The 20,956-nt window shown below is 34.6% G+C and carries 9 protein-coding genes and 1 riboswitch; all 9 genes read left to right on the top strand.

Annotation, left to right across the window (positions count from 1 at the left end; genetic code table 11):
* Positions 1–11: 11 nt before the first annotated feature.
* The 9 genes from CN946_RS15895 to CN946_RS15850 all read left to right on the top strand — a co-directional run bounded on the left by CN946_RS15895 (position 12) and on the right by CN946_RS15850 (position 20,912).
* Positions 12–200, top strand: a complete 189-nt coding sequence (locus CN946_RS15895; protein ID WP_098862027.1) for a hypothetical protein — start codon at positions 12–14, stop codon at positions 198–200.
* A gap of 108 nt (positions 201–308) precedes the next feature.
* Positions 309–497 (top strand): hypothetical protein, encoded by a 189-nt coding sequence (locus CN946_RS15890; protein ID WP_098862026.1) that lies wholly within the window; start codon positions 309–311, stop codon positions 495–497.
* A gap of 180 nt (positions 498–677) precedes the next feature.
* Positions 678–811: riboswitch (cyclic di-AMP (ydaO/yuaA leader) on the top strand.
* Positions 812–1,017: 206 nt separating this feature from the next.
* Complete coding sequence (locus tag CN946_RS15885; RefSeq protein WP_098862025.1) at positions 1,018–2,922, top strand: APC family permease; 1,905 nt, start codon at positions 1,018–1,020, stop codon at positions 2,920–2,922.
* Between the two features lie 235 nt (positions 2,923–3,157).
* Positions 3,158–3,601: a ferritin family protein gene (locus tag CN946_RS15880; protein WP_098862024.1), complete on the top strand. Its 444-nt coding sequence runs from the start codon at positions 3,158–3,160 to the stop codon at positions 3,599–3,601.
* Between the two features lie 459 nt (positions 3,602–4,060).
* The gene (locus tag CN946_RS15870) at positions 4,061–4,912 is read left to right on the top strand and encodes a lipase family protein (protein WP_098862070.1); all 852 of its coding nucleotides are present in this window, start codon (positions 4,061–4,063) and stop codon (positions 4,910–4,912) included.
* A gap of 16 nt (positions 4,913–4,928) precedes the next feature.
* Positions 4,929–5,777 carry a lipase family protein gene (locus CN946_RS15865; protein ID WP_098862022.1) on the top strand — a complete coding sequence of 283 codons (849 nt, stop codon included), beginning with the start codon at positions 4,929–4,931 and terminating at the stop codon, positions 5,775–5,777.
* A gap of 187 nt (positions 5,778–5,964) precedes the next feature.
* Positions 5,965–7,221, top strand: a complete 1,257-nt coding sequence (locus CN946_RS15860) for an MFS transporter (protein ID WP_098862021.1) — start codon at positions 5,965–5,967, stop codon at positions 7,219–7,221.
* A 585-nt stretch (positions 7,222–7,806) separates the two neighbouring features.
* A complete protein-coding gene (locus tag CN946_RS15855) occupies positions 7,807–11,988 on the top strand; it encodes a S8 family serine peptidase (protein ID WP_098862020.1) in 4,182 nt (1,393 codons plus the stop codon).
* A 437-nt stretch (positions 11,989–12,425) separates the two neighbouring features.
* Positions 12,426–20,912: an InlB B-repeat-containing protein gene (locus CN946_RS15850; RefSeq protein WP_098862019.1), complete on the top strand. Its 8,487-nt coding sequence runs from the start codon at positions 12,426–12,428 to the stop codon at positions 20,910–20,912.
* The last annotated feature ends 44 nt before the right edge of the window (positions 20,913–20,956 follow it).

Raw genomic sequence — 20,956 nt, 5'->3', positions numbered from 1 at the left:
AGAAATTCAAAATGAAAAAAGTCATTTTATCTTTAGTAGTTGGATGTGGATTTTCTATTTTAATGACAGGGTACGAAACGAATATGTCAGAAGTTAATAAAAAGATCTCAACGTTTAATCAAACTGAGATACAAAACGTGTTAACAAACATGGTAGCAGTTGATCAATCACAAGAGATCGTTTGGAATCAAGTTCGCTAATTAGAAGCGAATTTGCCATTAGCTGGTCTTGCGTTTAAAAACGAACGTCAAACCACGGCCATAGGTCATGGTTTTTTTATATGAAAAAAATTGAGAGGAGAAAACAAAATGAAAAAAATAATTTTATCTTTAGTAGTTGGATGTGGATTTTCTATTTTACTGACAGGGTACGAAACAAATATGTCAGATGTTAATAAAAAGATTTCTACGTTTAATCAAACCGAAGTACAAAATGTATTAACAAACACTTTAGCTACAGATAAGTCTCAACAAATCGTTTGGAATCAAGTACGATAATATTAGCAGGAAAATAAAGACAAGAGGCATTAGAGTTAAGAAGAAGTTTTTAGGACCACATTTTTATTTCCATTAGATTGCTATTATTTTAAGTTCTAATGTGAATTTTTAAAAAAGTCTCTTTACAAATTTAACCTGAAGTTATATATTTACAATTAAATTCTATATTTTTCTATTTCAAAACCATAGTTGCTTAATCTTAAAAAGAGCGGGGGAACCATTTCTTTATTGGGGTGAATCCTTTTTGTAAAGGTAGGGGTATTCTTTAATCCCGAATCCGACAGCTAACCTCGTAAGCATTTAAAGAAGGGGGTTTATTTAGTCTTGTTTGTCAAACACTAAGTAAAGCTTAGTGTTTTTTTGTACGTAAAAAAGTATAAATTGGCAGCCAGAAGAGTTCGCGACGTAGGTGCCAATTCTAGGAATTTAGTATAAGTGCAACTACGCTTCTGTCTTCGCCTAAGGCTCGCCAATCAACGAGTTTTCTTTATATGCTTTTTTAAGAAAAGGGGAGAAATTTATGCATCATCCGTCCGATTATATAGAACTTGGACTATTTATTTTAGCGATTTTTGGGATTTATTACTCAGTTGCAAATTTTAACAGCGTAAAACGAGTTTTTATTGGTAGACCAATGAGAACTGCAGAGATCCATGCTCAGCATAATAAGTTGATTTGGTTTATTGCCTTACCGATTCTTGCGGCCGATTTGTATTCATCTGTATCATATGGACCAGAGGCTGGAATGACCGAGTTGATCGGTCTAGGGGGAAAAGCACACTGGTATATTATACCGATTACGATCGCAACTGTTCTTTTATTAGGATTACTAATTCTTTCATATATTATGGGTATATTAGCTTATCCTAGTGGTGGTGGGGCATATGCGATTGCAAAAGACAATTTCAAACCTCGATGGGTTTCACTCATCGCTTCAAGCTCATTATTAGTTGACTATATTTTAACTGTTGCGGTTTCAGTATCTGCTGCACTTGAAGCTGTGGCATCTGCATACCCAGCAGTTGAGCCTTATGAGACTGTTTTAGCTATTTTTTGTGTATTTTTATTATTAGTTGTAAATCTTCGTGGGGTTGCTGAATCAGCTAAAATATTTGCATGGCCAACATTTGGCTTTATGATTTGTATGTTACTTTTGATTTTCACCGGATTTTTTGACGAATTTCAAAATGGATTTGTGCAGCATCATACACCTACATTTGGTACTGTTCCACAAGGCTTAAGTATTTTACTTGTATTGAAAGCATTTAGTTCTGCATGTTCAGCCTTAACAGGTATTGAAACAATTTCAAATGCAGTACCAGTTTTTAGAGAACCACGTCAAAAAAATGCAATTAAAACATATATAGCACTAGGTGTTATAACATCAATTACACTTTTAGGTTTTGCCTATCATTTATATGTGAACGGAATTTCTCCTAATCCAAACGATACGATGTTGTCACAATTAATAAAAGTGTATTTTGGACATGGAATTTTATATCAAGTCATCATTTGGTTTACATTTATCATTTTAATTTTAGCGGCTAATTCAACGTTTACAGGTTTTTCTCAGTTAGCAGCAATCGTAGCAGCAGATGGATTTTTACCAAGAGGATTTACAAACAGAGGAGATCGTTTAGGTTACTCAAACGGAATTATCGCACTTGCTGCAGCGGCGAGTATTTTAATCATTGCATTCCAAGCGCATACAAATGCATTAATTCCGTTGTATGCAATAGGAGTATTTTTATCCTTTACAATTGCACAATTAGGCTTAACTAGAAGATGGAAACGGGTTAAAGGACCGAAATGGCAAGTGAAATTAGCAATAAATATTATCGGTTTAATTGTAACGTCTGTTGTTACGGTAATATTTGCTGTTACAAAATTTGTTGATGGTGCTTGGGTCGTTTTAGTTGTTATTCCAACAATTATTTTCTTCTCATTAGCAATTTATAAACATTATCAAAATGTAGCAAGCGAATTACGGATTGATTTAAGTTCTTTTAAACCAGAAGCAAATAAAGTTATAACAGTTGTATTAGTTTCGGGTACTCATCGTGTTGTTCACAATACATTATCTTTTGCAAAAGGTATTGCTACAGAACCGATAGCAGTTTATGTAGGCTTTGATGATGAATCAATTAAAGGAATGGAAGAAAAGTGGGAAGAATGGGGGACACCTTGTCGCCTAGTCGTTTTAAAAAGCCCGTATCGATCAGTATTAGCACCGCTATCAAGATTCATAAAAATAATTGAAGCAAAAGAGCAAAATAGTCACGTTCAAATTGTGATTCCACAATTTATACCTAAAAGATGGTGGCATAATCTTCTGCATAATCAAACTGCACTATTACTTCGACTTTGGTTGATTAGTCAGAAAGATGTAGTCGTTACGACAGTTCCTTATCATTTGAGAAAATAGTATTAAAAGCATGAAATATTTATTTCATGCTTTTTTATTTGGAAGTCTTAAGAAAAATAAGTGCAAACAGAAAAGTGAATATAAACGTTTTTTAGTTTAATTGATGGATATTAAAGAAATACAGTTTAAAAAGTGTAACAAAAAAATAACTTAATATTGCTAAACGAAACATACAATATATGGGGTATTAATAAAAAATAACTTAATCTTAATTCAGAATTAATGAGGTGTGGTTATGTATTATTATCAAAACTACCGAAACTTGATTGTGAGAGATCAGAAATTAATAAGTGACGTTGAAAAAGCTATCAATGGTGAATATTCAGCTATTAGTTGCTATGCAAAATTAGCGAATTTAGTAAAGAAAGAGGAGGAGCGTAAAACCATATTAGAGATAAGGGAAGATGAAATTAAACACTACAATCAGTTTGTATCAATTTATACTAGTTTAACAGGAAGACACCCACAGCCGAAAGTAACAGAAAATTGTCCTGATGGCTATATAGAAGGTCTTGAGTTTGCACTAAAAGATGAACAAAAAACAGTCGATTTTTACTTAAGTGTTTCAGACGGAACATCAAACCAATTTATTAAAAATGCTTTTAGTAGAGCGGCAAAAGATGAGCAAAATCATGCAGTCTGGTTCCTTTATTTTTACACAAAAAATAAATTGGATTAATTTTAGGAGAGGACAATGAGAATGGATAAACATACTTCGAAAACTCCATCTCCGAAATCACAAAATTTAAATGAAGAAGTATGATTTGATCTTGAATTCCCTAATGAAAATATTTCATATTGAGCATTCAAGAATAAATGGGTAGGCTGGCCACAATATCCACCTAGTATGGCTGTAAAGAAATTAAATCAGAGGACAATTGTATATGCCTCATTGAACGGTTCGACTGAAACTGTCTCCTGGCAAGTTCTAGCTGGTCATTTACCTAATCAATTACGCATCGACACCAATTTTCCCCGAAAAAGATTTGAGACGAAAATGAGTGTAAAATCAGCTGGACCATATTACCAGGTAAAAGCATTGAATAAGACAGGTCAAGTAATCGGCATTTCACATATTGTTCAAATTTAAAGAGTCAGGTGCATAATAGGCATGCAAAAAACGATAGGGCGTGAGTATATGAATCTCTCATCCAAAAGAAATAGTTTCAATAGTAAAGAAGCAATCTTACTTGCTGCATTTAGCTATCAAACTTATGTGCTTTATCAATCAGGAAAAATTAATTTACCAAAGGGCTATGTGCTCAAATATACTATATTTGCTGATGCGAATGTAGAAAATCCAACTAATGAGGTATTTGGATTTATTGCTGAATCGAGTGAAAATGTCATCATTGCATTTAGAGGATATGCTTCTTATCCGGCAGATCTCATTGCTGCATATGATATTCTCCAAGTTCCATATCCTTATGTAGAAAATGCCGGAAAGACCTCTCGAGGTTTTACATGTATTTATCAATCTACAAGAAAAAAATTATTAAAAGAAATAAATAAACTATCAAAGAAGAAAAGCCTATTCATAACTGGACATAATTATGGTGGAGCTTTAGCGACGTTAGCTACTTTAGATCTTGTTGTAAATACAAAATTTGAAAATATATTTGTCTATACTTATGGGAGTCCTCGTGTTGGAAATCCAAAGTTTGTTTTCAAATTTCATCAAATCGTTCGAAATAGCAATAGAGTCGTGAACATCCATGATTCTTTTCCAACTTTTCCAGAAAAAGTTTATCCTCCTCCTTTTACTGAAGAAGGATTATATTATGAACACGTAAATACAAAGTATCCACTTTCATTTCAGCTGAACGATACGCCACGAAACGATGGGATTGGTTGCTATTTTAAAAATCTAAGTAAATTAAATCCAGACTATTCAGAAGTGTTGTGTTCAGAAAATCCCGAGTTTTGCCCCAACTCAGAAATGTGTTTTCCGTTCCAACGAACATGTAATTGTCCAAAACCTTGTCAGTAAAGAAGGTGTGGCTAGTATGGATTATTCACGTATTGGAAATATATTTCATAGTAAAGACGCTATTTTACTTGCCGCGATGTGTCATCAATCGAATCAGCTGATCGAGAATGAAAAAGGGGAAATAATCTTACCAAAAGGATTTAAACTTATTCATACAATTTACGCATTTGCAGGAGTAGAAGAGCCAGAGGCAGAACCATTTGGATTTATCACAGAATCAAAAAATGAAATCATTATCGCATTTAGAGGTACGGATTCATTTAAAGATAATGAATCAGATCAGGATTTATATCAAGTAGAATATCCATTTGCTGAAAATGTTGGAAAAACTCATCGAGGTTTTACATGTATATATCAATCTGCTAGAAATGAAATAATTAGAGAATTAATGAAACTTTCAACTGATAAAACACTATTCATAACAGGTTATAGTTTAGGGGGAGCTTTAGCAGTTTTATGCTCATTTGATATTTCGATAAATACAGATTTTAAAACACCATATGTTTATACATTCGGTAGTCCAAGAGTAGCCGATCCAGAGTTTGCATATCGATTCGATCAAACTGTAAAAAATAGTGTACGTATTTTTAATGTTCATGACATAATACCTACGTTACCAGCAGAAGCATATCCTTCACCATTTACAGTTAGGGGGCTATACTACCGACATGTGAAAAATAATTATTCTGTCTCTTTTCAATTAAATAGCATAGCTCGTAATCATTATATAGGCTGTTATTTTAATAAAATGAGAGAGTTGAATCCTGAATATGCTACTTCATTATGTTCAAATAATCCCGGCTTTTGCCCGAATGTAAAAATTTGTGTTCCTTATAAAGGAAATTGTATAGATAAAAAAACTTAAGTAACAATCAAAGAGGGAAGAGGGCGTAACGGCGCTCTTCTTTTAATTTTGTTTTGTATTTTTTTCGATTAGAGAAGTAAGTCCTATATAGGTAATTAAAATTTCGTTTTATACTTAAGAAGTATTAATCAATAGTTTTCGTAAGTATTTACGAAAAGAATCATTCACTATATAGGAGAGATTTGGGTTGAATCGTTTGAAAATTCTTGCTTTTATATTTGTATTAGGAATTATCAATTTTGCAGATAAGTCGGTTGCTGGATTTTCAGCTGTTCCTATAATGAAAGAATTTCGGCTTTCATATGAACAATGGGGGATTGTTGGAAGTAGCTTTTTCTGGTTTTTCTCGATAGCAGGTATCTTTGGGGGAGCTTTATCAGATCGAATCGGTACAAAAAAAATGTTGGCGATTCTGGCGGTTTTTTGGTCAATTGTTCAGGTTAGTGCTTTTTTCATTACTGGTTTCCCATTACTAATTTTGTCACGGGTAATGTTAGGTATTGGAGAAGGACCTTTTTATGCAACTGCTGTCAATCATTTGAGTAATTGGTTTTCGAAAGACTCGCAAAGTTTTGCTTTATCTATTTTGAACTTAGGAAATACGATTGGTGCATTAGTATCTGCACCGATTTTAGTCGCAATCATTTCGTCTAGTGGATGGAGGATGGCATATGGCTCTTTAGGTCTGCTTAGTATGATTTGGTTTTTTTGTTGGGTTTGGTTTGGTCGTGAAAAACCGAATGTTGTATTAGAAAAACAAGAATTAAGACCCGATCCCTTAGTAAGTAAAAATCAAGTTATATCAATTTTACGAACACCAACTTTTATTTTTTCATGTTTAGCTTCCTTTTCAGCTTACTGGATGACTTCATTTAGTATAGTTTGGCTTCCTTCTTTTTTGGTACAAACAAAGCATTTTACACAAAGTCAGATGAGTTATGCTATAGCTTTTATTGGAATTTTAGGAATTACCGTTAGTATCATTACTTCTAGATTTGTAGATCAATTATATAAGAAAAATGAAAGCTATCGAAAATCACATGTATTCATTGGCGGGTTCTCTTTAATTTTTGCGGGGATACTTACTTATTTTTTAACGATCATTTCTTCTACAGTAATCATAATTGCTATGTTTTCTATTATACAAGGACTATGTATTCTTATGTTTGGTTTAAGCCCTCAAATCGTTAATAGCTTATTGCCTTCTAAAAAAGGATTTATGAGTGGATTAATAGTTGGAATTAGTTCATTGGCAGGTACAATTGGTTCGATTGTTACAGGTAAAGTCATACAATCTGCTGGTACAAACATAGATCTTGGATACAATCATTCAATTTTGTTATCAGCATGTTTCATGCTATTTTTTGGTGTAGCATTTTTGATTTTCGTGAGACCAGAAAATAATATGAACGTTAATGCATCTAAACATCAAGTGGGAGCTTGATAAATGTTCAGCACCTAAAATTAAAAAATCAGAATTAAATTGCTCAATTCTTTCCATAAGAATTGGGCTTTTTTATTTTTCACGTATAATATCTAGCAAATGTTACCATATTTTATTATGGTTGAAATTTATCGTATTTAACAGATTATTCGTTAGTTTTATAGTGCTATTTTATTATTCTTATTATTCTGATAATTAAGTTTTTGATATATTTACAATATAAATATTGGTAATTTTCTATTTTTCCCCCAAATTTTAACCGGAAAATAAATCATTAGCTACAAAATTTGTTTCTAAAATTTAGCTTAAAGGTTGATGAAATTTCCTTTTTCTACACTATTATTCAAAAAACGACATAATATTCGGAAAAACGAAAGGGAATATAAGTCCTTTGAACCAGACGTGAAATCTGAAATTTCCCCAATTTACACTATGCTCATATTTTTCAATAATAGTAATAACATAGGTAGTCTGTAATGGGACGAACGAGAATTTAATGAGAACTAACTTTAGTTGTAATTAAATAAAAGGATCGTTATTCATGAACACTTACATATGTAATAAAGAAAGGCATGGAGGTTTAAGATGGGGAAAAAGTCATACAATAGTAAGATTGTGAAAAGTCTATCTGTAGTTACATTATCATCTAGTTTTATTTTAGGTTCTCTTGGAAATTTAGAATTAACTAAGGCTGCTGGGTATTCAAAGGTTGAAGACATCCTAGCTAATTTAACTCCACAACAACGATCTGCATTAACTCAACTTTCAACAAACGAATCAACAGGACTTCAACTTTCATCTGATATTGATCAAAATTCAACTAAACAAGCATCAGTAATTGTACAGTTTGCCAATCAACCGGTAAAGGTGGCGCAAATTGAAGCAAGTCTTCAAGGACAAACTTTAACTTCAAATGAAGCAGAAAATTTAATTGATCAAGATCATGAGACATTCAATCAAGATGTTGATCAAATATTAATAAGTGATAATAAAAAGGTAGATTACAATATTAATCGCTCATATAAAAATGCGTTTAATGGTGTGTCGATGAGCCTGCCAGCTAATCAAATTAAAAATCTATTAAAATCAAAGGCAGTTAAAACAGTTTGGAGCAATGAAACATTTTCAATTGATCCACCTACAGTGGATGATAATAATCAATTAAAAACAGATGAGGCGAAAGTAGGAAACTATACACCATTTGATGGTTTAGATCGTTTACACGCTGAAGGGTTTACTGGAAAAGGAATTAAAGTAGGAATTTTAGATACTGGTATGGATTATAATCACCCAGATTTAAAGGATTCATATAAAGGCGGATATGATTTCGTCGACAATGATAATGATCCAATGGAAACAACTTATGCTGATTGGAAAAAATCTGGCAAACCAGAACTTAATGGATCATCTCCTTACTACACAGAACACGGCACGCATGTCGCTGGTATTATTGGGGGTCGTGGTAAAGCTGATAGTGATTACAAAATGTTAGGTGCGGCACCAGATGCTGATCTTTATTCTTACCGTGTACTTGGACCATATGGTAGCGGAACGACTGATGCAATTATGGCCGGTATCGATAAGGCAGTAAAAGATGGTATGGATGTTGTAAATATGTCACTTGGAAACACGTTAAATGACCCACTTTACGCAACATCTGTAGCCGTTAACAATGCAGTATTAAGCGGTGTAACAATGGTTGTTGCAGCAGGAAATAGTGGCGATAAAAATTATACTTTAGGCTCACCAGGTACAGCTGCATTAGCATTAACAGTTGGTGCATCATCCATCTCACTTAATGCTTATCAATATACTGGTGTACATAATGGTAAAAATTATACAGTGAGAGAATTAGCAAGAAATTATTCAGATGACCTTACTCAATTAAAAGGAAAAACATACCAATTAGTTGATGTAGGATTAGCAAGAACAACGGCTGATTTTAACGGCAAAGATTTAAATGGAAAAATTGCGTTCATTAAACGTGGAACAAATGCATTAATTGATAAGATTAAAAATGCAAAAATCAGAGGTGCTGTTGGCGTACTGATGTATAACGATGAAGCTAACCAAGCGGAAGGACCTATTAATGCACTAATCGGCGAATCAATTGATGCAGTCCCATCATTTACGATCTCTAATAGTGATGGAGTAGCAATTTTAAATGCAATAAAAGCAGGAAACACAAGCTTCACTTTCGGTGACTATTCGAAAATCCAAACAGCGAGTGATGAATTAGCTGGATTTAGTTCTAGAGGACCATCTCGAGTGAACTATGATATTAAACCTGAAGTAACTGCACCAGGTGTTGCTATCATGTCAACTGTTCCATTTTATGTAAATAATAAAACGGTAGACGGTACTCATACTGAAGATTACAAATATGCTTATGAGCGCTTATCTGGTACGTCAATGGCGACACCATTTGTAGCGGGTGTTTCTGCCTTATTATTACAGTCGAACAAAGATTTACAACCAGCTGATATTAAATCAATTTTAATGAATACAGCTGATCCATTATCAAAAGCATATAGCGTGTTCGAAGTTGGAAGTGGACGAGTTGATGCATACGAAGCAATTCATTCGAATGTAGAATTTGAAGTAGTTGATCAAACTCCGACACTGAATGATAAAGGTAAAGAAAAAACGATTAAAGAATTAACAGGTGGCATGAGCTTCGGTTCTTATGGATTTGACGACCAAGATATCTCAGATGAACGTACTGTTAATTTAAAAAATAGAAGTGAAAAGGCTAAAACATTTAGTGTGAATGTTAAATTCCAAACGGGCTTAAGAGGTTCATTGGATGCTGCGAAAAATAATGTAACATTAACTGGACCTACCTCAGTTAAATTAAGTGGAATTAGTTCAAAAAATATTAAGTTTAATTTAAACATACCGAAAACTGCTGAAAAAGGAACATACGAAGGATATATCGTTTTTACGAACGATGCAGATCCTACTGAAACTTACCAAATTCCATTTGGTGGAAGAGTCGTGAATGAAGGAATTAATTCACTTAATCTTAGTACTCAAACATATTCAGGGGATACTTCTGTGCCTGCGCAAGCGATCCCGTATATTTCATTTAATTTCTCATTAAAATCGCATATGAAATCTGTAGACGTGGTACTACAAGATGCAACAACTGGCGAAGATATCGGTTTCCTTGGAACGTTTGATGGACGTGTAATCAATGAAAATGTCGTATATGGAATTGCAAGTGGATTTACTGGAGCATTTTTCCCATTAACTGGTGATCCGAAAAATCCTATTGGTAGTTCAATTGTGATGGCTAAAACAGGAAAATATAAGTTTAGAATAATTGGTACAAACGACCAAGGCAAAACATTCTCTAAATCAGTTGATTTTATGTATGAAAAAGGTGCTCCAACAATGACATCAAGCTTTGATTCGTTGGATCAAAAAGTTATTGAATCTAAAGATAGTCAATTTGATGCGAATGGACAATATTTATATGATTTTAATATTAATTTAAATGATCCTGAAACTGACGAAGCAAAACAATTTGGTTTACCAGTGGATCAGTCAAGTAATAAAGTTGTTTCACAATATGATAGTCCGTTTTTTTACGAACCTGTAAACACTGATGAAAATGGAAATTACCATGATCAAATTTTAGTTAAAAAGAGATCAACTCCATTGAAAGTACAGTTTTATGGTATGGATGCTGCTAGAAATTTTACATCTGATCTAACAGCGATGGAAAGAGTTGTGTTTGTTCCAGATTCGTATCCTTATTATTACTTAAAAGTAAATAAACGAACTGCATCAACTGGTGATACAGTTAATTACTCAATTCGTTCTAATAATATGAAAAACTTAAAAACAGCTAAAATGACAATTCCAGTCCTAATGATGGACGGAAAAGACTTAGCGACGATTAAAAATGTAGTCGTTAATGATGCTGTTAAGCAATATGGTGACGCACAAGTAAATGTTACATCCACAAGTGATGGAAATCAAACATATTATACAATTACGTTTGATTATTTAGGAAGTAAAGCATTACCAGAAGATCTACAACTTGTTAATTTTGATTTAGAAACGGCTAAGCGATATGCAGTTAACTTCCCAATCAACTGGTACAATATGGAGTTTACAAGTTCACTAACTGATCAATCAAATGCTGTAACGAATAAAGTATACACTTATGTAGATGCTTTTCATTTAAAACAAACTTTCACAAGATTAGAAGGGTCAATGAAATTAGAAGGTACAATTGATCCTGCAACAAACCAAACAAACTGGGCAATTAACCAACAAAATATTGGTGCAAAAGTAACTGTTACTTCTTATGATGGAACTGTTTCAGATGGTCAGTTTACAAACAAAAATGGTAGTTACGTTATAGATGGAATTATACCTGATAGTAAACCTGCAACAATAAAAGTTGATGTACCAGGACACTTTACAATGTATAAGCCATTAGTGTTGTCAAATGAAGTTCGAGGCGAACAACTAGGAAGAAGATTAGGCTTCAACTTAGCTACGGCTGCAGCTGGAGATACAAATAAAGATAATGTCATCGACATCCTAGATGCATTAAATATCCAAACATATTGGGGTACTAATAAAGTAGGTTCTGACTTAAACTTTGATGGTATTGTAAATAAAAAGGATATGGATTATGTAGTTAAAAACTTTGGTTTACAAAATACTACAGTTCCAAATCCACCTAAAGCTAAGGTAGCTTATAAAGGTGTAACGTTAGATGATGTTTTAACTCAATTAGGTTTAAAATAACAAAATAGATTATTATTACAAACAGTTTAAATGTTTTATAAGTTTATTAAAAAACTATCCTACTTTTTTAATTAAAAGTTTGATAGTTTTTTTTGTTAAAAATAGGAATTCTATGTCTTTTCATTTTTTTTAATAAAAAACCTCAAATTCCCCCAAATTTTAAAAAGTCGAAAATTTCCCACTTTACTTAAAATTCGTTGTTTTATAAGGGTTATTAGCCAGGATTCTACAATTAATGTCAAATAATAACATTTTTTTTAATTAAATACGAAAAAAAATGAAGCGTAAATCGCTAAATTTCCCCAATACAAGACAAGCGAAACATGGAGTAATATGTAATTAAATTTAAGTGTTTAGAAAAATTTTAATACTTAAATTTTCTGAATTTGGACAAATAATCGAATTTTTTATTATTTGTTTATACTGGGGGGGAAAACATGAAAGAGAGAAAATCGTCTCATAAAAGAAAGAGGCCAACAAAAAAAATACTTTCGATCTTTGCGTTAAGTTCGATGTTTTTAAATGTTGTGATTCCTCATAGTTATGCAAGTGGAAATACTGCTGAAGCAAAGCTTAATCAGCAAGATTTATCTAGTAATACCTTTGATGCAAAAGAAGTAAACCGTATTCTTGACGGGCTTACTGCTGAACAAAAAGCAAATATTAATAAGCTTACCGGTGCAGATAATGCTGAAAAAATACGTGTAGACAAAAAAGATTTAATCGGTTCAAAAAAGGTTAATGTTATTGTTCAATTTAAACAAGATCCAGCTAAAATACAAATCATTAAGCAATCTTTAGCTAAAGGTGGAGCAACTGCAAATAGTCAAGCGTTTAATAGTGAATATACCGAAGCAATCAACAAAGTTAAAGATTCACATGCAAATTTTAAAAGTTTTTTAAATGCACAGCCTAAAACAACGATAGTGGGTGGGAAATCTGTTAATTCTTCGGCTAGTATTACGCGAGAATTTACAGATGCATTTAATGGAGTTGCTTTAACCTTACCAGCGAATTTAGTTCAAAAGCTTGCAGAAAGTCCAGATGTTGCGTCTGTTTGGTCTCAAGTAGAATATTCTTTACCTGATGAAGGAAATTCTAAAACTACAGCAACAAGTACATCTGTTGGCAAGCCAACTTCAGCACTTTCCTATTTAGGGATTGATAAACTTCAAGCTGATGGTAACACAGGTATCATTAAAACAGGTCCACGTGCGGGTCAAAAGGTTAAAGTGGGTGTATTGGATACAGGAATCGATTACAACCACCCTGATCTTTATAAAGTAACACATGATGAAAATGGAAAATTATATGGTGGACATGACTTTGTTAGTAATGATGGATTAGATGCAAACGGAAACGTTAAATATGTAGATGACCATGATCCAATGGAAACAACTTATGATGATTGGGTAGCTGATAAGGCTAGTTCAAATCCAGTTTGGGGAACACCACCATCAGATTATAAGCCATATATTACTTCGCATGGAACACACGTTTCCGGTACGATTGCAGCAAATACGACGGAAAATAACGATGTTTATTCGGCAAATGGGGTAGCACCTGATGTGGCTCTTTATGGTTATCGTGTATTAGGACCAGGAGGACACGGAACAACGGAATCTGTACTAAGTGGTATCGATCAAGCTGCAAAAGATCATATGGATGTAATTAATCTATCTCTTGGTGCAACTGTTAATGATCCACTTTACCCAACAAGCATTGCGATTAACAATGCTACTTTAGCTGGAGTTGTGTGTGATGTTGCTGCAGGTAATAGTGGCCCTGGGCAAGCTACAGTAGGTTCACCAGGAACTTCAGCACTAGCAATTACTGTAGGTGCAAGTACAGTCCCTGAAGATATTGCAACAATGACAATTAAAAATGGTTCAGTTTCTTATAAAGCACGTTTATTTGGTAAAAACTTCTCTCAATCAGACGATGCTTATAAAGGTCAAACACTTCCAATCGTTGATGTTGGTTTAGGGAGTCAAGCAGACTATAGCGGAATTGATGTGAAAGGTAAACTTGTTCTAGTAAAGCGTGGCGTAGACTATTTACAAACAAAAATGGCAAATGCTAAAAAATCTGGAGCAGCGGGTATGATTATCTGGGATAATACGGATGATAGCGATAGCCAAGGCTTTATTCCTAATTTCTTAGGTGTCAGCATGGATAATGTTTATTCAATTTCATTGACACAAGCACAAGGACAAGCTCTATCTGATGCGATTAAAAAAGATCCTAAATCTGCTAGCATTACGTTCCCTTCTACACTTGATGCTTATATTAGTAAGAGTGGAGATGAATTAGCAAGCTTCAGCTCAACAGGTCCAGTTAAAGATTGGACAATTAAACCTGATGTTGTAGCGCCTGGTGTTGATATTTCTTCAACAGCTCCATACGATATTTGGGAGCCAAATGCATCACATGATTATAAACTTGGTTATCAGATTATGTCTGGTACTTCAATGGCAACACCACACGTTGCTGGTATTTCAGCTTTAATTAAAGCTGCACATCCAGATTATACACCTGCAGATGTAAAAGCAGTGTTAATGAATACAGCTAAAAGTATTGATACAGATTCAAAGAGTTATAGTGTCTACCAAGTAGGTGCTGGACGTGTTGATCCTGCTCGTGCAATTGCTACAGATGTAAAAATTCAGGTGTTAGATAAAGCAATTACGGCGGATAATCTATCAGATGCATCAACTCTACATGAAGTAGATAATCTTACAGGAAGCATGTTCTTTGGTTTTAAAGGTCGAGGAGAAGGTGCAACGAACGGCTCAGATGATGTTGTTTCTTCAAAAGACTTTAACGTTTCGAACCAAGGAAATAGCAGTAAAACATTTAAAGTAAGTACTGATTTTATATCAACAAAATTTGCTGGATCGAATAAAGTAGGTCCGGGCACTGGAAATGATGTAAAAGTTGATTTTACTGTCGATGGACAAAACGTAACAAACATTAATGTTGGCGGTGGAAGTACTGTTAAAGCAACAGCAAAAATTACAGTACCATCAAATGCATTAGAGGGCACTTACGAAGGTTATATTAACCTAGTAAACACAGCTGATTCATCAGAGTCCTATCGCGTTCCGTTTACAATTACAGTTGCGGAAAAAGGCATTAACAATTTCCAAGTCGGGATAAAAGCGGCGGCAGTAGGAAATCTTTCATCTTATTATTTCTCAGTAAATAACGAAGTGGATAACTATTATATCCTAGTAAAAGACAAAGACGGGAAATATATAGGGTTAGCAAGCTCATTAGTAAACGGTAGCAATATCACTCCTGGTGTCCAATACGGTCCACGTATCGTACTATTTAATGGTTGGTATCTTCCATTTACAAAGGCATACGATGGAACGTATGATCAGTCTGGCATATCAAAAGACGTACAAGTGTTACCAGAAGGCGCATACTCTCTTGAGATGATTGCAACAGGTAAGGATGGTCATCGTTACACTGCAGAAGATACGCTATATGTTGATGGTACACCGCCAACTATGACAATGGATAGTGACTCCAAAGGCGGAATTTATGAAATTGATCCGACAGGGTATCTACCTGGACAAGAAATTAAAGGGTTCACGGGTACAGTTTATGACTCGAACATAGACGTAATGAAAGCTAACGGGGAAACGTCCGTGCCAAGCCCTCAGGATGGTATTACACCAGTTCCTGTTGATCAAGGCTTGAACAGTGTTGTAGGTTATCAAGACAGTATGTTCCCAACAGTATACTTCAAAACCAATGCGAAAGGTCGTTTCCATTTTGGTGTGACTGCTGAAGACCTTGCAAATAAATGGGGAAGTCAATTTATTATTGACCCAATTGATTATTCCGGTGAGAGTGATAGTATAAATGATCAAACCTATTACTTTATTAAAAAGGGAAATCCGTATGTTACTTTAACTTCATCTAATGGAGTAGATGCAGGACCAGGTAACGAAGATAAAGTGGTTGTTGATGCGAATAAACCATTCAAAATGACAATGACAACACACTACGGTGTTGGAATGACTGGCGGTAAATTTTTACTGAATGATAATCATGTCTACCAATACAGTAATATCCGACTAACAGACGAGTATAAAAATTATCTTATTAGTAAAGGGATTGATCCAACTAAGGTTCTTACTGTAGGTCAACCTTATGTTCATCAATACTATCAAGTTGGAAAAACAACAGATGTGACACTTTCTAATATAGGAGCAGCAGGTGCACTTGACCATGATATGCCAATATTAGAAGCAGATGTGACCTATTCAAGCCCTGATCCGATTACGGGACCATTCCCATATCAATTATTACAAGCGAATTTAACATTATCAGGTGAAGATACAGAAATCGCATGGTTCCCAACGAATGAACCTTATGTAAGACAGAACATTTCTTTAATTAGAGGACGTGTGGCAGCGGAATCTTTCGCAAGAAATAACATAAACAACAATTATCCACAATTCACAGTTGATTCAGGTGCGAAGGTAACGGTGACGGATGATCAGGGCAAAAAATTTACAACGGATCAACCGACATCAACTAATAACACAATGGCCTATGCGTTTATTAATCCATATTATGCGGTGACAGCAGATGTAAGTAATAAACCATATTCTATGGAAGCAAGTGTACCAGGACATTTTAAAGGATATGGAAAAACACCTGTAATTGGTCAAAACAAATACGGTTATCAATCAGGTACTGTAAAAGATCTTCCAACTCTTTTCCCAATTTTATTAGGAGGAGACGTAAATGGTGATAACGTCATCGATATGAAAGATTTACTGAAAGAAATCGATGTTTATTATCAATATAAAAATATACTAAGTTCACCACCAGGTACGTTGAATACATTAGCAAACAAAACGGCATTCTTAAACACGAATCGTGATGCAGATATTTACTGGATTAAGCCAAGTGGCTTTGGTTATGGAATTGATTATAATGATTTCTACTTTATCTTTAAAAACTTTGGCACGCAAAATCAAAGTGCGAAGGATGCAGGATTAAGTGTTCCAACCGCACAAACAACAGTAGATAAAGATACGACTTTCACAACTGATTATGCAGGTTCAATTACGTTAAATGCTGGTGACACATTAGAGCAAGTTATGCAAAAGCTTAATTTCCCAGCTCCAGCTCAGCAAATCGTATCAACACCGAAGTTAGAAGATTTACAAAATGGAGCAACAATTTCACTTTCTCCAACAAGTGCGGTGTTCGTAGACGATGTAAAGTGGAGAAAATCAATTACAAAAATCATGTTAGGTTCTACTGATGTAACCAATTTAGTGACAATCAATCCTGGATATCAGTATACGGATGCAAGTGGCCAATCGGCAACAATGCCATCAAAAATTACGTTCCCTGGATCGTTATTCCCAACGGCAACAAATTACACAATGACAATAAAAGCGGCAGGATACCAAGATGTAACTAAATCCTTAACAATCTCAACGGTTCCAATTCCGACGCCAGCGATTCCGATTATTACTGACCCAACAGTGGCGCATATTGGAAAGGATTTAACATTAAACTTCACAGAAGATGCGAAATGGCGAAATGGAATCAATAAAGTGATTGTGACAACAAACGGTAAATTAAGTATGGATATCACTAATTTGATCAATCCAGATACGAATCAAAAATATTACGACATAAGTAAGCCTGGAAAAATTACGTTTAACGCAAAAACATTTATGACGAATGCGACTCTTAATCCGAATGATGGTAAAACCTATAATAATGCAACTGTAGACCCAGGTGGAACAAGTTATCTACCACAACTTTACAAATTTACCATCAGTTCACAAGGTGCAGATGGCACTGTTTATCCAGATGTAATTGCTGGTTCAGATCCAGTTTACACGGCTCAACAACCCGTCGGATATAGTGTTACGTTTAATAGCCAAGGAGGAACGCCGATTAATCCGATGGCGATAGGATTTAAAGCAGCCTCAAGTAGATCAAATGGTCCGAGCAGTAATTTGATATCATATAATACTCCTGCCCCAACGAAACCAGGCTATACGTTCCTTGGTTGGTATAATGAGGCATCAGGTACAACACAATGGGATCCATCATCATATACTCAAACTGAAGACAAAACAGTTTATGCAAAATGGCAAATGAATACGACCCAAAGTTATTCACCTGTTGATAAATCGAATCTGAATGGAGCGAAATTCGACCCAAGTAACTTAAATGCAAGTGGTAACGGTTGGGTACTTGGAGAAGGCGATTTAAAAATCAACATCCCAGATTATTTAACAAATGTTTCTTGGTTAACAGGAAAAGACAAAATTGCAAATATTGAAGCGACATTCTATGGAATGAAGAGCGATGGCAATACAGATACGGACCCGACAAAGTATACGTTAGACCCAAGTACTTATGACTTATCGTCTAACGGAAGTAACGGGATTCTATCATTCACAACGGCTACACATGATCAAGCTGTTCAAGCAGGTCAAAATAAACTAGGTGAAAAGTTTGCCTTCAGTGAAATGCCAACTCTTGCAAATCTTGGGAATATTAAAGGATACAATTTAAAGATAACGTCGACAACTGGTGAAAATTTCACAATTAAAGATGTTAAACTTGGTTATAGACGACATGTTGATTTAAACGGTGGTACGTTAAAGAATGCAAATGATACATTCTTTGCTGATGCGTTAGTTAATGCACAAACAACTGCGCCAAATATGACTACAGGTGCAACACATGTAACGAATGGAAATTTAACGATTAGTCCAGACCTTTATTTGGATGCAGCTAATTCAAGTGACAAGAAGTCTGATATTACAACAAATCCGAAAGTCTTAACCGGTAATTCTACATTCTATCTATGTTGGATTAAAGTTCCACCAACAGTGAATAAAGACGTTGCTGGAAACATTGTTGGAAGCGATATTACGCTACCATTTACTGATGACGGAACATGGAAAAATAATATCAAAGCTGTAAAAATAGCTGATAAAACTTTAGAGCTGAATAAGGATTACACAATCACTAATAATAGCATTATCCTTAAAGGTGCACTATTCACGGTTGGACAAAAAGTCAACGTGACCATTGTTTCAGAAGGGTATAAAGATGTTGTAGTGGCTGACCAAGTTATTGGTTACACAGTTTCATTTGAATCAAATGGTGGAGACCCAGTTTCAGCTCAAATCGTAGATAGAAATGCGACAAAACCAGTTGATCCAACAAAAGTAGGATACAAGTTCTATGGTTGGTACATGGACAAAGATTTAACAATGCCATATGATTTTGATAACATTGTGACAAAACCAATCACACTTTACGCGAAATATGCATTAGCTGGTTCAGTTGTAACAGCTGATACAACAGACAATGCAGTAGGCAACGATATGGTATTAGAGTTCAGTGATAAAGATTGGGCTAATGCGATTACTGGCATTAACATCAATGGTCTTGCAGTAGACGCATCGAAATACAATGTAGATAAAGAAAATCGTACGATTACTCTAAACAAGAATCTGTTCACAAGAGCTAAAGATTATACGATTACTGTAAAAGCTAAAGAGTATGCTGATGTGACAGTAGTACAAAAAGTTGTAAATGGATATATTGTGCATTTCGTAATGCCAAAGAATGCACCTGCTGAAGTGAAAGAAGCAACAAAAGATCAAATTGTGGCCCGTAGAATCACAGCACCAACTGTACACGGTTATGATTTGACTTGGTTTGCAGATGAAGCATGTACAATTCCTTGGGAGTTCACAAATTCAATTTACTCTACAAAAACGATTTACGGACAATGGAAACCAGCAAAATACACTGTTATTTATGACACACAAGATGCTGGACTAGCAGTTTCAGTGAAAGCTGAGTACAATTCTTTACTTGATGAATCAAAACCAACAAGAACAGGCTACACATTCGTTGGATGGTATAAAGATGCTGAAGGTAAAACACCATGGAACTTTGCGACAGAAAAAGTAACTGGTGACACGGTTCTATATGCAAAATGGAGTATTAACTCTTACTCTGTTCATTTCAATAGCAATGGCGGAAGTCAAGTAGCTGATAAAACGGCAAATTATAACACAGGTATTACAGCACCAACAACAACGAGAACTGGTTACACATTCGTTGGATGGTACAAGGATGCTCAAGGAAATGTTGCTTGGAACTTTGCAACAGATAAAGTAACAAACAACACTACGTTATATGCGACGTGGAAAATCAACTCATATAAAGTGAGCTATGTAAGCAATGGTGGATCTACAGTTCCTGCTCAAACTGCGAATTACAATAGCGTTATTAATTTACCAAAACCAACAAAAACAGGTTATACATTTGCTGGATGGTATAAAGATGCTACGTTAAAAACGGCAGTAGGAAATTCTGTAACATTAACTAACAACATCACACTTTATGCAAAATGGAATCTTAACACGTACACTGTTAAATTTAACAGTAACGGAGGAAGTTCAGTTACTTCTAAAACAGCAATTTACAATTCAACGATTAGCCAACCGAAGTCACCGACTAGAAAAGGCTATGCATTCATTGGATGGTACAAAGATGCTGCAGGTAAAGTAGCTTGGAACTTCTCAAAAGATCGTGTAACAGCAAACACTACAATTTACGCGAAATGGGTAGCAATTCCTGCTAAACCATCAAATGCGAAATTAACGAAAGCTGGAAAAGATTCTGTTAAATTAACTTGGTCAAAAGTATCAGGTGCAACTGGATATGAAATTGTTAAATCAACTTCAAAAACAGGAACATATTCTCACCTAACTAGTGTGACAACAACAAATTACACGAACAAAGGATTAAGTAAAGGTAAAACTTACTATTACAAAATCCGTTCTTACAAAATGGTTGGATCACAAAAAATTTATGGTGAGTGGACAAGTGTAATGTCTATTAAGCTATAAAAAGTGAAATAACAAGCAGTACAAATTACTCTCAACCAAAAAGG

It is taken from the genome of Bacillus sp. AFS053548 (genome assembly GCF_002575105.1).
Lineage (GTDB): Bacteria > Bacillota > Bacilli > Bacillales > Bacillaceae_G > Gottfriedia.
This window is presented reverse-complemented; position numbering and strand designations above follow the sequence as displayed.

Excerpts from the sequence above, each read along its gene's own strand:
- CN946_RS15880 (WP_098862024.1), top strand. The coding sequence starts at position 3,158 with ATGTATTATTATCAAAACTACCGAAACTTGATTGTGAGAGATCAGAAA.
- CN946_RS15870 (WP_098862070.1), top strand. The coding sequence starts at position 4,061 with ATGAATCTCTCATCCAAAAGAAATAGTTTCAATAGTAAAGAAGCAATC.
- CN946_RS15850 (WP_098862019.1), top strand. The coding sequence starts at position 12,426 with ATGAAAGAGAGAAAATCGTCTCATAAAAGAAAGAGGCCAACAAAAAAA.
- CN946_RS15885 (WP_098862025.1), top strand. The coding sequence starts at position 1,018 with ATGCATCATCCGTCCGATTATATAGAACTTGGACTATTTATTTTAGCG.
- CN946_RS15895 (WP_098862027.1), top strand. The coding sequence starts at position 12 with ATGAAAAAAGTCATTTTATCTTTAGTAGTTGGATGTGGATTTTCTATT.
- CN946_RS15890 (WP_098862026.1), top strand. The coding sequence starts at position 309 with ATGAAAAAAATAATTTTATCTTTAGTAGTTGGATGTGGATTTTCTATT.
- CN946_RS15865 (WP_098862022.1), top strand. The coding sequence starts at position 4,929 with ATGGATTATTCACGTATTGGAAATATATTTCATAGTAAAGACGCTATT.
- CN946_RS15855 (WP_098862020.1), top strand. The coding sequence starts at position 7,807 with ATGGGGAAAAAGTCATACAATAGTAAGATTGTGAAAAGTCTATCTGTA.